The 12880-nt window shown below is 69.2% G+C and carries 11 protein-coding genes; 4 read left to right on the forward strand and 7 right to left on the reverse strand.

The genetic code is table 11. The features are described from left to right. Positions 1–32 precede the first annotated feature (32 nt). Positions 33–2537 (reverse strand): aminopeptidase N, encoded by a 2505-nt coding sequence (pepN, locus tag ACU6RU_RS07255; protein ID WP_446726212.1) that lies wholly within the window; start codon positions 2535–2537, stop codon positions 33–35. A gap of 65 nt (positions 2538–2602) precedes the next feature. Between pepN and ACU6RU_RS07260 the strand changes: the two genes are divergently transcribed. Both ACU6RU_RS07260 and ACU6RU_RS07265 read left to right on the forward strand, forming a co-directional pair. Beyond that, positions 2603–3280, forward strand: coding sequence for a TetR family transcriptional regulator (locus ACU6RU_RS07260; protein ID WP_446726213.1), 678 nt, complete (start codon positions 2603–2605; stop codon positions 3278–3280). Then, positions 3277–3879 (forward strand): hypothetical protein, encoded by a 603-nt coding sequence (locus ACU6RU_RS07265; protein WP_446726214.1) that lies wholly within the window; start codon positions 3277–3279, stop codon positions 3877–3879. The genes ACU6RU_RS07260 and ACU6RU_RS07265 overlap by 4 nt, the downstream gene beginning before the upstream one ends. Here ACU6RU_RS07265 and dxs read toward each other — a convergent pair. The 5 genes from dxs to dut all read right to left on the reverse strand — a co-directional run bounded on the left by dxs (position 3861) and on the right by dut (position 10736). Beyond that, a complete protein-coding gene (gene dxs, locus ACU6RU_RS07270; protein ID WP_120262858.1) occupies positions 3861–5849 on the reverse strand; it encodes a 1-deoxy-D-xylulose-5-phosphate synthase in 1989 nt (662 codons plus the stop codon). The genes ACU6RU_RS07265 and dxs overlap by 19 nt on opposite strands. Positions 5850–5952: 103 nt before the next feature. Then, entirely contained in the window at positions 5953–8811 is a 2859-nt protein-coding gene (locus tag ACU6RU_RS07275; protein ID WP_446726215.1) for an aconitate hydratase, read from the reverse strand. Positions 8812–8944: 133 nt separating this feature from the next. Then, positions 8945–9712: a DUF3159 domain-containing protein gene (locus ACU6RU_RS07280; protein WP_446726216.1), complete on the reverse strand. Its 768-nt coding sequence runs from the start codon at positions 9710–9712 to the stop codon at positions 8945–8947. Beyond that, on the reverse strand, positions 9709–10287 hold the full coding sequence (locus tag ACU6RU_RS07285; RefSeq protein WP_446726217.1) for a DUF3710 domain-containing protein: 579 nt from the start codon (positions 10285–10287) through the stop codon (positions 9709–9711). The genes ACU6RU_RS07280 and ACU6RU_RS07285 overlap by 4 nt, the downstream gene beginning before the upstream one ends. Further along, the gene (gene dut, locus ACU6RU_RS07290; RefSeq protein ID WP_446726218.1) at positions 10284–10736 is read right to left on the reverse strand and encodes a dUTP diphosphatase; all 453 of its coding nucleotides are present in this window, start codon (positions 10734–10736) and stop codon (positions 10284–10286) included. Before dut ends, ACU6RU_RS07285 begins: the two co-directional genes overlap by 4 nt. 12 nt (positions 10737–10748) lie before the next feature. Here dut and ACU6RU_RS07295 point away from each other — a divergent pair, with 12 nt between their 5' ends. Beyond that, positions 10749–11264, forward strand: coding sequence for a DUF3093 domain-containing protein (locus tag ACU6RU_RS07295; RefSeq protein ID WP_446726219.1), 516 nt, complete (start codon positions 10749–10751; stop codon positions 11262–11264). A 43-nt stretch (positions 11265–11307) separates the two neighbouring features. Here ACU6RU_RS07295 and ACU6RU_RS07300 read toward each other — a convergent pair whose 3' ends face one another. Beyond that, entirely contained in the window at positions 11308–11601 is a 294-nt protein-coding gene (locus ACU6RU_RS07300) for a DUF4193 domain-containing protein (protein WP_023951316.1), read from the reverse strand. A 228-nt stretch (positions 11602–11829) separates the two neighbouring features. On the opposite strand from ACU6RU_RS07300, the gene sepH reads away from it, so the two are divergent. Next, positions 11830–12864, forward strand: coding sequence for a septation protein SepH (sepH, locus tag ACU6RU_RS07305; protein ID WP_120262863.1), 1035 nt, complete (start codon positions 11830–11832; stop codon positions 12862–12864). The last annotated feature ends 16 nt before the right edge of the window (positions 12865–12880 follow it).

A 12880-nucleotide genomic window follows, 5' to 3' on the forward strand; every position in this document is an offset into this window, starting at 1 on the left:
CGTGGCACGAAAGCCGCGGGGCCCTCGTCGCGTCAGGCGGCGCTGGCGCGCTGCGCGCTCTGCACCCGGAGGTCGCGTTCGCGGATGTCGCGCTGCTCGATCACGATGCGGCGCAGAGAAGCCGGCGCGTCCGGGTGCGCGTCGAGCCACGCCGTGGCCGCCGTCAGGTCGTCCGTCGCGGGGAACAGGCCGCGCACGAGGCGTCGTGCGATCTCGATGCTCCGGGTCTCCCAGACCCGCCCGATCCGCGAGAAGTAGTCCCCGTCGAGCGCGGCGATGAGATCTCGCCGCCCACCGGCGCGAACCCCGGCGATCGTGGCGTCGAGCTCGTCGTTCGACAGTGATTCGTCGGTCCATGCGGCGCGCCACGCGGCTTCTCGCACTGCGCGCTCCGGAAGCGCCGCCCGGGCGGCGCGGTGGGCGCGCCGCCCCTTCGAGGTGTCGTCCCGGTCGAGCTCCGCGTCGATGTCGTCGACGCTCGTCGCGCCGGTCGCCGCGAGCGCGAACAACCAGCCCCATCGGAGGTCGGCGTCGAGCTCGAGGCCCTCCGGAGTCTCGTCCTCGCCCGAGAGCAGCCGGCGCACAGATTGAGCGCGTCCGGCGTCCACGGCGGCAGCGGCGCCCAGAGCCCGGGCCCACACGAGTTGCGCGTCGCTGCCGGGACGGGCCTCGTGCAGCGATCGCCAGACGCTCTCGAGCCAGTCCGAAGCGAGCGCCCCGCGCTGATCGGGAGCGGCATAGTGCGCGATCGCGTAGTCCGCGTGCGCGACGGCGTCGGCGAGGAGACCCGTGTGCGTCTCGGCCGCAGCATGCGCTCCGACCATTCGCAGGTATCGCGCGACGGCGAGGCGACCGTCACGCACCGCGTTCCACAGCGCGGCCCACGCGACCGACCGGGCGAGCGGGTCGCCGATCGTCGAGAGCGAGCGTTCGAGCGCTGCCGTCGTGTCCTCATCGAGACGAACCTTGGCGTAGGTGCGGTCGTCGTCGTTCGGGATCATGTGGCCAGTGGCGTCGCCGCCCATCGGGGTCCTGGCGTCGACGAGATCGAGTTCCGTCGCATGCTCTCGCTGGAGGACTCCGTCCGTCTCCACGTACCGCCCGATCGTCACGCGGTGGGGCCGGGGGTCGCTCTGCACGACGGTGGCGCGACCGGCCTCGTCTCTTTCGACGGAAAGATCGGACATGCCGGTCGTCTCGAGCCATGCGCGGCTCCAGGCGCGCAGATCGCGCCCCGACGCGTGCTCGAGCGCCGTCAGCAGGTCGTCGAGCGTGGTGTTGCCGAAGGCGTTGTCGGCGAAATACCGCCGTGCGCCCGCGAAGAACGGCTCCTCGCCGACATACGCGACGAGCTGCTTGAGCACCGACGCGCCCTTGGCATAGGTGATGCCGTCGAAATTGAGCTTGGCGGCCTGCAGGTCGGGGATGTCGGCCACGATGGGATGCGTCGTCGGAAGCTGGTCCTGCTCGTAGGCCCACCCCTTCCGCCGGCTGGCGAAGCTCACCCAGGCATCCGGATAGAGCCCTGTCGCGACCGATGCGTGCGACCCCATGAAGTCGGCGAACGATTCCTTGAGCCAGAGGTCGTCCCACCATCGCATCGTCACGAGGTCGCCGAACCACATGTGAGCCATCTCGTGGAGGATCGTGTTGGCGCGCGCCTCGCGCTGGGCCGCCGTCGCAGCGCCGCGGAACACGTAGGCCTCGGTGAAAGTGACGAGCCCGGGATTCTCCATCGCCCCGAGGTTGTACTCCGGCACGAAGATCTGGTCGTACTTGCCCCACGGATAGCCGAGACCGAACGCCTCGCCGAAGTACGCGAGCCCGCGGCGGGTGATGTCGATGATCTCCTCGGCGTCGAGGAACGCCGCCAACGAGGCGCGGCAGAGGACTCCCAGGTCGACGGGCCCCTCGGGCCCGTCCCAGACCCCGTCCACGCGGTGGTACGGCCCGGCCGCGACGGCCGTGATGTAGCTGGAGATCGGGAGGGTCTCGGCGAAAGTGACCTCGGTACCACCGTCGACATCCCGGCGATCGGTCTCCGCGCCGTTGGACAGCACCCGCCATCCTTCCGGAGCCACAACCTGCATCCGCCAGCGCGCCTTCACGTCGGGCTGCTCGAAGCAGGGGTACACGCGGCGCGCATCGGCGGGTTCGTACTGCGTGTACAGATAGGTGGCGCCGTCGACGGGGTCGACGAAACGATGCAGCCCTTCGCCGGAGCGGCTGTAGACGCCGCGCGCCTCGATCGAGACGGTGTTGCGTTCCGCCAGGTCGGAGAGTCGGATGCGCGCGCCGTCCCACTCGACCGGCCGGCTCTCGCCGTTCACCGTGACCGTGTCGACGGCCGATCCGAGGAAGTCGACCCAGGTCTCCCCGCCCGCGGGCGCATCGAACGAGAGAATGGCGCGGGTGCCGAAGGTCGTCACATCCGCACGTGGGGCGTCGCGGACATCGAGTCGCACGTCGATGGTGTCGACTCGGATATCGGCTGCGCGCCGCTGAGCGTCGGTACGTGTGAGATTGTCGCCGGTCATCCCTTCATGCTTTCACGTGGGCGTGGAACGGTCGTGATCTCCGGGCCGGACGCTACTATCTGAACATGTTCAGCAAACCGGAACCCGCCGGGTCGAAGCGAGACCGTACCCGCGCCCTGATCGTCGAGACCGCGCTGCGATCGTTTCGTGAACGCGGCTACGACGCGACGACCATCCGGCACATCGCCTCAGAAGCGGGGGTCTCGGTCGGGACGACGAACTACCACTTCGCCTCCAAGAACGAACTCGTCCAGGAGTTCTATCAGGAGGTGCAGCAGGCTCATCGGGCTGCGGCGCTCCCCCGCCTCGAGTCGTCGCGTGACCTCAAGGAGAGACTCGCGATCGTCTTCCACACGGGACTCGACCAGCTGACGCCGACGCACCACCACGCGCCCGAGTTCCTGACCGCGGCGGTGTCTCCGCGCTCGTCGATCAATCCCCTGTCGCCCGAGTCCAACGCATCGCTCGCGATCGTCGAGAACCTCTTCCGCACCGCCGTCGAGGGCGCCGATCACAAGCTCCCCGCGGACATCGCGGAGGCGCTGCCCGGCGCGCTCGTCCTCTCGCACCTGCTGCTCGCGATGTACTGGGTCTACGACGACTCTGACGAGCAGGCGAAGACGCGGCGCCTTCTCGACAGAGGGATGTCGCTACTCGCGATGGCGCTCCCCCTCGCGCGCCTTCCGATGCTGCGCCGACCGCTGCGCGAACTCCTCGACCTCATCGCCGAGGCGCGCTCGTGACGGTCATCGGCCCGCACCCGCCACCCTCGCCGCGGCGTGACTCGCCCCGCACGGATGCCGAACCTCTCGCTTTCACCCGCACGGAGTTCCTCGGGGGCACCGCCTGCGCGTGGGGCACGACGACGCTGCTGCTCATCGTCGGCTGGGCGGTGCTGACAGGCGGCTTCAGCTTGATCGTGGGCACCGCGGCGATCTTGCTCGTCTCCGTCCCCGCTGTGGTGATCGGCTCCCCCGGCGCGTACGCGCTCGGTCGCCTGCTGCGACGCTTGCCACGTGTCGGCGCACATCTCCTCGCCTTCTCGGCGTACGGCGCGCTGGTCGGCGTCGTCACCACGACGGTCACCCTTCCCGCGCTTCTCGGCGACTCGGGTGGCGGGTGGACCGCAGCGACCGCCTACCTCGTCAACGTGCCTCTCAGCGCCATCGGACTCGCAGGAGCGTGGTTCATCACCATGAGGCGAGCCCTCCGCCTCGACGCCGAGGGGTTCGGCGACGTTGTGCGGACCACGGATCCGGATGCCGCGACAGAGGATGCCCTCGACGACCGCTACCGAATCATCGATCCCGGGCAGCGCCGACGTCAGCGCTGGCGAGGCTGAGGCTCGCCGTCACTCGCACCCTCGCGGCCCGGCGCGTCCGCGGCATCCGCCCAGTCCTGTTCGGCATCGGCGCTCGGACGTGCGATCGGGATGCGGGTGCCGAGAACCTGCGCGACGACGTCATGCGCGATCTTCGCTGCCGTGAGGCCGGCGTCCTCGAGGATCTCGTCGCGCTCGGCGTGGTCGATGAACTCGTCGGGCAGACCGAGCTCGTCGACGGCCGTGTCGATCCCGGCTTCGCGAAGGACCTGACGGATGCGGGTACCGATGCCGCCGACCCGGATGCCGTCCTCGATCGTGATCACCAGCCGGTGCTGCGCCGCGAGGTCGACGACCGACCGCGCGACGGGGACCACCCAGCGAGGATCGATGACCGTCGCGCCGATCCCCTGTGCTCGCAGGCGCTCGGCGACCTCGATGCCGAGACGCACCATCGGACCGATTCCCACGATGAGGACATCGTCGGATTCGCCCCGCACGAGCACCTCCGTCCCATCGTCCAGACGTTCCACGGCCGGCAGCTCGTCGCCGACCGAGCCCTTCGGGTAGCGGACCACCGTCGGTGCGTCTTCGATCTCGACGGCCTCGCGGAACACCTCGCGCAGGCGCTCCGCGTCCCGGGGCGCGGCGATGCGCACGCCGGGCACGAGCTGGAGCATCGCGAGGTCCCAGATGCCGTGGTGGCTCGGCCCATCGGGCCCCGTCACGCCCGCTCGGTCGAGCACGAACGTGACACCCGCGCGGTGCAGCGCGACGTCCATCATCATCTGGTCGAACGCACGGTTCATGAACGTCGCGTAGATCGCGACGACCGGATGCAAGCCGCCGAAGGCGAGTCCCGCGGAGGCCGCGACGGCGTGCTGCTCGGCGATGCCGACGTCGAGCACACGATCCGGGAAGCGTTGTGCGAACGGCAGCAGACCCGTCGGCCGCAGCATCGCGGCGGTGATCGCGACGACATCACTGCGGCGCTCCCCCGCAGACACGAGCTCTTCGGCGAACACATCCGTCCAGCTCGTCTTGCCGCCCGCGGAGACGGGCTGCCCGGTGGCCGGATCGATTTTGCCGACCGCGTGGAACTGATCGGCCTCGTCGAGGCGAGCAGGTGCGTAGCCCCGCCCCTTCTCGGTGATCGCGTGCACGATGACCGGGGCTCCATACGACTTCGCCAGGCGCAGGGTCTCGATCATGGCCTCGAGGTCGTGCCCGTCGACGGGGCCGAGGTACTTGATGTCGAGATTCGAGTAGAGCGCTTCGTTGTTCACGAAGCGCGAGAGGAACCCGTGCGTTCCCCCTCGCAGACCGCGGTAGACCGCGCGCGCCGCGGGCCCGAGCCGGCCGAACAGCGTGGCCGAGCCCTCGTGCAGCGAACGATAGCCCTCGGTCGTGCGCACCTTGTTCAGGAACCGCGCCATCCCGCCGATCGTCGGGGCGTAGGAGCGACCGTTGTCGTTGACGACGATGACCAGATTGCGGTCGTTGTCGTCCGAGATGTTGTTGAGCGCCTCCCACGTCATCCCGCCCGTCAGAGACCCGTCACCGACGACCGCGACGACATGGCGGTCGGTGCGACCGGTGCGGGCGAAGGCGCGGGAGATGCCGTCAGCCCAGCTGAGCGAGCTCGACGCATGGGACGACTCGACGACGTCGTGCTCGCTCTCACTGCGCTGGGGGTAGCCCGCGAGTCCGCCGCGCGAGCGCAGCCGTGAGAAGTCCTGACGTCCGGTGATGAGCTTGTGGACGTAGGACTGATGCCCGGTGTCGAAGACGACCGGGTCGCGGGGCGAGTCGAAGACCCGGTGAATCGCGAGCGTCAGCTCGACCACGCCGAGGTTGGGCCCCAGATGTCCGCCGCTTCGCGCGACGTTCTCGACGAGGAACGCGCGGATCTCAGCCGCAAGCGTCTCCAGCTGAGCGAGCGAGAGGGCGTCCAGATCACGCGGATGCGAGATCGAGGAGAGCAGCGACATCGTGCCCCTCCTTCCATCGGGTGCCGGTAAGTCTAATCAGCGGGATGCACGAGAGGCCGGAGCTCGACGCTCCGGCCTCTCGTGGGCTACGCGGCTGGCAGGCTCAGACGAGCGAGCGCAGCACGTACTGGAGGATGCCGCCGTTGCGGTAGTAGTCCGCCTCACCGGGGGTGTCGATGCGGACGATCGCGTCGAACTCGACGGTCTGCTTGCCCTCGGGCGAGAACTCGCTCGGCTCGGCCACCACCTTCACCGTCTTGGGGGTGACGCCGTCGTTGAGCTGCTCGAGGCCCGTGATCGAGATGACCTCGGTGCCGTCGAGTCCGAGCGACTTCCAGCTCTCTCCCGCCGGGAACTGCAGGGGAACGACGCCCATGCCGATGAGGTTCGAGCGGTGGATGCGCTCGAAGCTCTCGGTGATGACGGCCTTCACGCCGAGCAGGTTGGTGCCCTTGGCGGCCCAGTCACGCGACGAGCCCGAGCCGTACTCCTTGCCGCCGAAGATCACCAGCGGAGTGCCCTGCGCCTGGTAGTTCTGGCTCGCGTCGTAGATGTACGACTGCGGGCCGCCCTCCTGGGTGAAGTCACGCGTGTAACCGCCCTCGACGACCTTGCCGTCGTTGACCGCTGCCGTGAGCTCGTTCTTCAGGCGGATGTTGGCGAAGGTGCCGCGGATCATGACCTCGTGGTTGCCACGACGCGAGCCGTAGGAGTTGAAGTCCTTCTGCGCCACGCCGTGCTCGGTGAGGTACTGCGCCGCCGGAGTGCCCGCCTTGATGTTTCCCGCCGGGCTGATGTGGTCGGTCGTCACGGAGTCGCCGAGAGTAGCCATGACTCGCGCGCCGGTGATGTCGGCGACCGGGGTCAGCTCCATCTGCATGCCGTCGAAGTACGGCGCCTTGCGGACGTAAGTCGAGTTCTCGTCCCACTCGAAGACGGGGCCGGTGGGCGTGGGCAGGTTCTTCCAGCGCTCGTCGCCGTCGAAGACGGTGGCGTACTGCTTGATGAACTGCTCGCGCGAGATCGACGAGTCGATGATCTCCTGGACCTCGTCGGGAGCGGGCCAGATGTCCTTGAGGAAGACGTCGTTGCCGTCCGAGTCCTTGCCGAGAGCGTCGGTCTCGAAGTCGAAGTTCATCGACCCGGCCAGGGCGTAAGCGACGACCAGCGGCGGCGAGGCGAGGTAGTTCATCTTCACGTCGGGGCTGATGCGACCCTCGAAGTTGCGGTTACCCGAGAGCACCGCGGTGACGGCGAGGTCGTTCTCGTTGATCGCGGCCGAGACCTCTTCGATCAGCGGTCCGGAGTTTCCGATGCAGATCGTGCAGCCGTAGCCGACGGTGTAGAAGCCGAGGTTCTCGAGGTCCTTGTCGAGGCCCGACTTCTCGTAGTAGTCGGTGACGACCTTCGACCCCGGGCCGAGCGTGGTCTTGACCCACGGCTTGCGGGTGAGCCCGCGCTCCGATGCCTTGCGGGCCAGCAGCCCCGCGGCGATCATGACCGACGGGTTCGAGGTGTTGGTGCACGAGGTGATCGCCGCGAGGGTGACCGCACCGTTGTCGAGCATGTAGCTCTCGCCGGACGGCTGCGTCACCTTCACCGGGTTGGACGCCGCGTGGGGCGCACCGCTCGAGAGCAAGCCCGCGTGCGCGTGGTCGTGCTGGTGCGAGACGGTGTCGTCCGAGAGGGTCTCGTGCTCGACGCCGGGTCCGTTGCCCGGGTCGGATGCGGGGAACGTGCCCTCGACCTCGACCGGCTCGTCGGCGGTCGTCGCGTAGTTGAGGATGTCCTTCGCGAACTGCTCCTTCGACTCCGACAGGAGGATGCGGTCCTGCGGCCGCTTCGGGCCCGCGATCGAGGGGACGACCGTCGAGAGGTCGAGCTCCATGTACTCGCTGTAGGTCGCCTCGTTCGCGGGGTCGTGCCACAGCGACTGCGCCTTCGCGTATGCCTCGACGAGCGCCACGGTCTGCTCGTCGCGACCGGTCAGACGCAGGTACTCGAGGGTGACATCGTCGATGGGGAACATCGCGGCCGTCGAGCCGAACTCCGGGCTCATGTTGCCGATCGTGGCGCGGTTGGCCAGCGGGACCGAGCCGACGCCGGCACCGTAGAACTCGACGAACTTGCCGACCACGCCGTGCTTGCGGAGCATGTCGGTGATGGTCAGGACGACGTCGGTCGCGGTGACGCCCGCGGGGATCTCGCCGGTGAGCTTGAAGCCCACCACCCGCGGGATGAGCATCGAGACGGGCTGACCCAGCATCGCGGCCTCTGCCTCGATACCGCCGACGCCCCAGCCCAGGACGCCCAGACCGTTGACCATCGTGGTGTGCGAGTCGGTGCCGACGCAGGTGTCGGGGTACGCGCGGAGGACGCCGTCGACGTTGCGGTCGTAGATGACCTTGGCGAGGTGCTCGATGTTCACCTGGTGCACGATGCCGGTGCCCGGCGGGACGACCTTGAAGTCGTCGAACGCGCCCTGGCCCCAGCGCAGGAACTGGTATCGCTCGCCGTTGCGCTCGTACTCGATCTCGACGTTGCGCTCGAGCGCGTTCTCGCTGCCGAAGAGGTCGGCGATGACGGAGTGGTCGATGACCATCTCGGCGGGCGAGAGCGGGTTGATGCGATTCGGGTCGCCGCCGAGCGCCGTGACCGCCTCGCGCATCGTGGCGAGGTCGACGATGCAGGGCACGCCGGTGAAGTCCTGCATGACGACGCGGGCCGGGGTGAACTGGATCTCGGTGTCGGGCTCAGCCGAGGCGTCCCACGAACCCAGGGCGCGGATCTGCTCCTGCGTCACGTTCGCGCCGTCCTCGGTGCGCAAGAGGTTCTCGAGCAGCACCTTGAGGCTGAAGGGAAGTCGGTCGTAACCCTCGACCGTGTCGATCCGGAAGATCTCGTAGTCGGTGCTGCCGACCGTCAGGGTGCTCTTGGCTCCGAAGCTGTCAACAGTGGACACGTCTGCTCTCCTTCATCGGCGGGCCGCACGCTCGCGCGCACTGTCCCATCATCCCCTCGCCGCACCGGTCGATCTAGTGAGGCGACCCTTAGTCGGATCGGGGGAAATTTATCTTGACGTCAAGATAAATGTATCACTCGGCGCGCTGCTTATAGAGCGCGCGCACGGCGAGCCAGGTGACGGCTGCCAGCGGCGCGAACAGCGGAAGCCCCATGACGAGCTTCAACGTGCCGAGGGCGGCGACCTCGTCGGCGAAGTACAGCGGCAGCTGCACGGCGAGGCGGAGGTAGAACAGTGCCGCCCACGCGATGGCGAGCCAGAAGTAGACACGGCGCTTGCGCTTGTCGCTGCGCCACGCGATTCCCTCGTTCATGAGGAATCCGGCCGCGAGGCCGATGAGCGACCACCCGATCAGAGCCGAGACGAGGAAGGCCGTGCCGTAGGCGGCGTTGGTGATCAGCCCCGGGATGAAGTTGTCCTGGCCACGCCCCGTCCACAGCGCGAGGCCCGCGGCTGCAGCGGTGGCGACGAGACCGCCGAAGGCCGCGCTGGCGGGGCCCCGCTGAATGAGGCGCAGAAGAGTGAATGCGGCGGCGACACCCACCGACAGACCGAGCGACAACCAGAGGTTCGCCTCGCGCGTCTCGGGGTCGGTCGTCAGCGTGAACACCACGATGAACACGAGGCCCGGCAGGACCGCTTCGACGATGCCGCGGAATCCGCCCATCGCACGCCACACGACTCCCCCCGTCGTGGCGTTCGTCTCGGGATCGAAACCCGCCTTGCGGGCGGCCTCGCCGAGTGCCGCCCCCAGGACACCCGACGCGGGGGGCGCGGGCTCCGGCGGAGTCAGGTCGACGGAGCGTTCGGACGCGGCGTCGGCCCGTTCGTCGCGGTTCACGCCGAGCCGGGGGTCGCCGGCATCTTCAGCGGGATGAGGTCGCGTGGCGGCATCGGGGACCCCCCGCGCACCACCACGAGCGACCGGAACAGGTCTTCGACCTGCGCGGCTGCCTCGACGTCGTTCGTGGCCGCGCCGCCGATGACCCCGCGGAGGAACCAGCGCGGACCGTCGACGCCGACGAACCGCGCGAGGCGCTTGCCGCTGCCCTCCGCCCCGGCGATCACCGGGACCTCAGCCAGCAGCTCGGGACCGAGCGGTCCCTCGCGCTCCTCGACACGGCCGCCCTGCTGCCGCACCTGCTGGCGGATCTGCTCGCGCGTCTCCTCCCACAGGCCCGTCGAGCGAGGCGCCGCGAACGGCTGCACCTGCAGCGTCGACCCGGCGTAATCGAGACCGACGGCCACGATGCGCTTGGTCTGCTCCTCCACCTCGAGGCGCAGGTTCAGGCCCTCGCGGGGCAGCACCTTGATGCCGCCGAGGTCGATGTAGGGCCGGACCGGGTTGGCCTCGGACTCGTCGAACGGTCCGGCCGTGGCGCGGTCGGCGGGTGCGGACTTCGCGTCGTCGCTCATGCGGATGCTCCTGTCTTCTGGTAGCCGGTCGAGCCGAACCCGCCCTCGCCGCGAACGCTCTCGGGGAGAGCGTCGACGGGGATGAAACGGGCCCGGGTGACCGGCATGACGATCACCTGCGCGATGCGATCACCCGGCTCGATGTCGTAGGCCTCGGACGTGTCGGTGTTCAGGAGGGTGACCTTGATCTCGCCGCGGTAGCCGGCATCGACCGTTCCCGGCGAGTTCACCACGGTGATCCCGTGCTTCGCGGCGAGCCCGCTGCGAGGAACCACGAAGGCTGCGAACCCCTCGGGCAGGGCGATGCGCACGCCGGTTGCCACGAGCGCGCGCTGCCCGGGTGCGAGCCGCACCGACTCGGTGGAGACGAGATCTGCTCCGGCATCCCCCGGGTGGGCGTACACGGGAACGTTCGCGGCGATAATGGGGACGTCCACGGATTCGGTCACCCCACGAGGCTAATGCACAGTTCCGCCCCCGCCACCCCGCCCACCGCGCGCTATCGCGAGCGCCTGAGCCCCTCGCTGTGGGCACTCGTGAGCGCTGCCGTCTGCGGTCCCATGGTCGCGCTCGTGCTCGCCCCGCTCGACTCGGTCGTCGGGCTGCTCTCAGGCATCGCCGTCGGCGCCCTCGTCGTCGCCGGCCTCATCGCGATGTCACCCGTGATCGAGATCTCCGACGGCCGGCTCCGCGTCGGCCGCGCGAACATCGAGCTCGGCTATCTCGGCGAGATCGAGACCCTGACCGGAGACGACGCGCGACAGGCGCGCGGGCCCGGCCTGTCGCCGGCGTCCTGGCACCTGCTGCGGGGCGGCATCGACGGGGTGGTCCGTGTCGCCGTCGAGGACGAGGACGACCCCGTCACGCATTGGGTGTTCTCGTCCAGGACACCGGTCCGGGTCGCCGCGGTGATCCGGAGCGCCCGCGCCGCAGCCGGCTCCCCCGCTCCCGAAGCATCGCCCAGCGCAAAAGACTGACCCCCGGCGCCGGAGCGTCGAGGGTCAGCGAGAGTCGTGGTCGTCAGGCGGCGCACTCGGTGCAGATCGCGCCGACCTTGGTCTCGTGGTCGATCTGCGTGCGGTGCTTCACGAGGAAGCACTCCATGCACGTGAACTCGTCCTCTTGCGGGGGAAGGACGACGACGTCGAGCTCGAGGTCCGAGAGATCCGCCCCGGGAAGCTCGAAGCCCGACGGGTTGTCGGCGTCCTCGTTGTCGATCGAGCCCGACGACTTGTCGGGCACGCGCTCCTTCAGGGCCTCGATCGACTCGCTGTCGTCCTCGGTCTTGCGGGGTGCGTCGTAATCCGTAGCCATGTCGAAAGGCCTCTACTTCCAGGTGTTGCCGGTTGCCGCGCCGAGTGGGGCGGCGATAGTTTGCATGACCGGCGCGCATTTCGCAAAACGTCGCGGAAGATCCTTCCGGGAACGGATGCGGATGACCGGTTCGCCCCCCGAAACCGACGGCGCGCCCCGGATATTCCCGCGGTCCCCGGATGCCTGTGACACCATGACGGCACACGTATCGCTGGGAGGGTTCTGCGCATGGAACAGCTCAAGGTCATCGGGACCGAGGAGGGCATCCTCGTCCTCGCCACCGAGTCCGGGGAGCGCTTCGCGTTGCCGGTGAACGAGACGCTGCGCGCACAACTGCGCCGCGCTCGCCCGGCGGACGAACCGCGCGCGCCCCGCCCCAGCCCGCGCGAGATCCAGTCGCACATCCGGGCCGGCATGAGCGCCGCGGATGTCGCCACCCTCCTCGGCATCCGGGTCGAGGATGTCGTGCGATACGAGCGGCCGATCATCGCCGAGCGCGAGCACATCGTCGGGCAGGCGCTCGCGGTACCGGTCCTCATCGCAGGTGAGCTCGAGCCCGACGCGCAGCCGACCTTCGGCACCGCCGTGCGCACGAAGCTCGCCGAGGCGGGTGCCGCCGGCGAGCGGTGGAGCAGCTGGCGCGAGCCCGACGGCTGGATCGTGAAGCTCGAGTTCACCGTCGACGAGGTCGAGCACGACGCGCGGTGGTCCTTCGACCCGCGGCGTTCGTCGCTCGCTCCCCTCAACTCCGATGCGACCCAGCTGTCGCGGCAGGGATCGCTGCCCGAGGGGCTGATTCCTCGACTGCGCGCCCTCGACACCCCGCAGGCGAAGGACGACTCGCGGTTCGACAGCGGCGCGTTCGGTCCGCGGCATGCTGCCGCCGAGCCGGAGGCCGCTCCGTCCGGCGCTCTGCGCAGCACGAGTGCGAAGGATGCCGCCATCAAGCGCGCACCCGAGCCCGTCGTGACCTCGTCCGAGACCGCCGATCTGCTCGAGGCTCTCCGCCGGCGCCGTGGTCAGCGCGAGCCGATGCCCGGCGACGATCGCGGCACGGAGACCCGTGAGCGCACACCGGTCGCGTTGTTCGATGCGCTCGAGCCCGGTTATCGCGAGCCCGCCGACCCCGCCCCCGAGCCGGAGACGCCCACCGCGGACGACTCGAATGAGGATGCGGCACCGGAGACGCGCCGCCGCGGCGGCCGCACGTCGATGCCGTCGTGGGACGAGATCGTCTTCGGCGCGCGCAGCGAAGACGCCTGAACGCTCTCGCCTGAAC

Source organism: Microbacterium sp. F1-18 (genome assembly GCF_052921305.1).

What these genes read in the sequence shown, in the direction of transcription:
- ACU6RU_RS07300 (WP_023951316.1), bottom strand. Translation starts at nt 11,601, where the DNA reads ATGGCTACGGATTACGACGCACCCCGCAAGACCGAGGACGACAGCGAG.
- ACU6RU_RS07285 (WP_446726217.1), bottom strand. Translation starts at nt 10,287, where the DNA reads ATGAGCGACGACGCGAAGTCCGCACCCGCCGACCGCGCCACGGCCGGA.
- dxs (WP_120262858.1), bottom strand. Translation starts at nt 5,849, where the DNA reads ATGTCGCTGCTCTCCTCGATCTCGCATCCGCGTGATCTGGACGCCCTC.
- pepN (WP_446726212.1), bottom strand. Translation starts at nt 2,537, where the DNA reads ATGACCGGCGACAATCTCACACGTACCGACGCTCAGCGGCGCGCAGCC.
- ACU6RU_RS07295 (WP_446726219.1), top strand. Translation starts at nt 10,749, where the DNA reads ATGCACAGTTCCGCCCCCGCCACCCCGCCCACCGCGCGCTATCGCGAG.
- ACU6RU_RS07260 (WP_446726213.1), top strand. Translation starts at nt 2,603, where the DNA reads ATGTTCAGCAAACCGGAACCCGCCGGGTCGAAGCGAGACCGTACCCGC.
- sepH (WP_120262863.1), top strand. Translation starts at nt 11,830, where the DNA reads ATGGAACAGCTCAAGGTCATCGGGACCGAGGAGGGCATCCTCGTCCTC.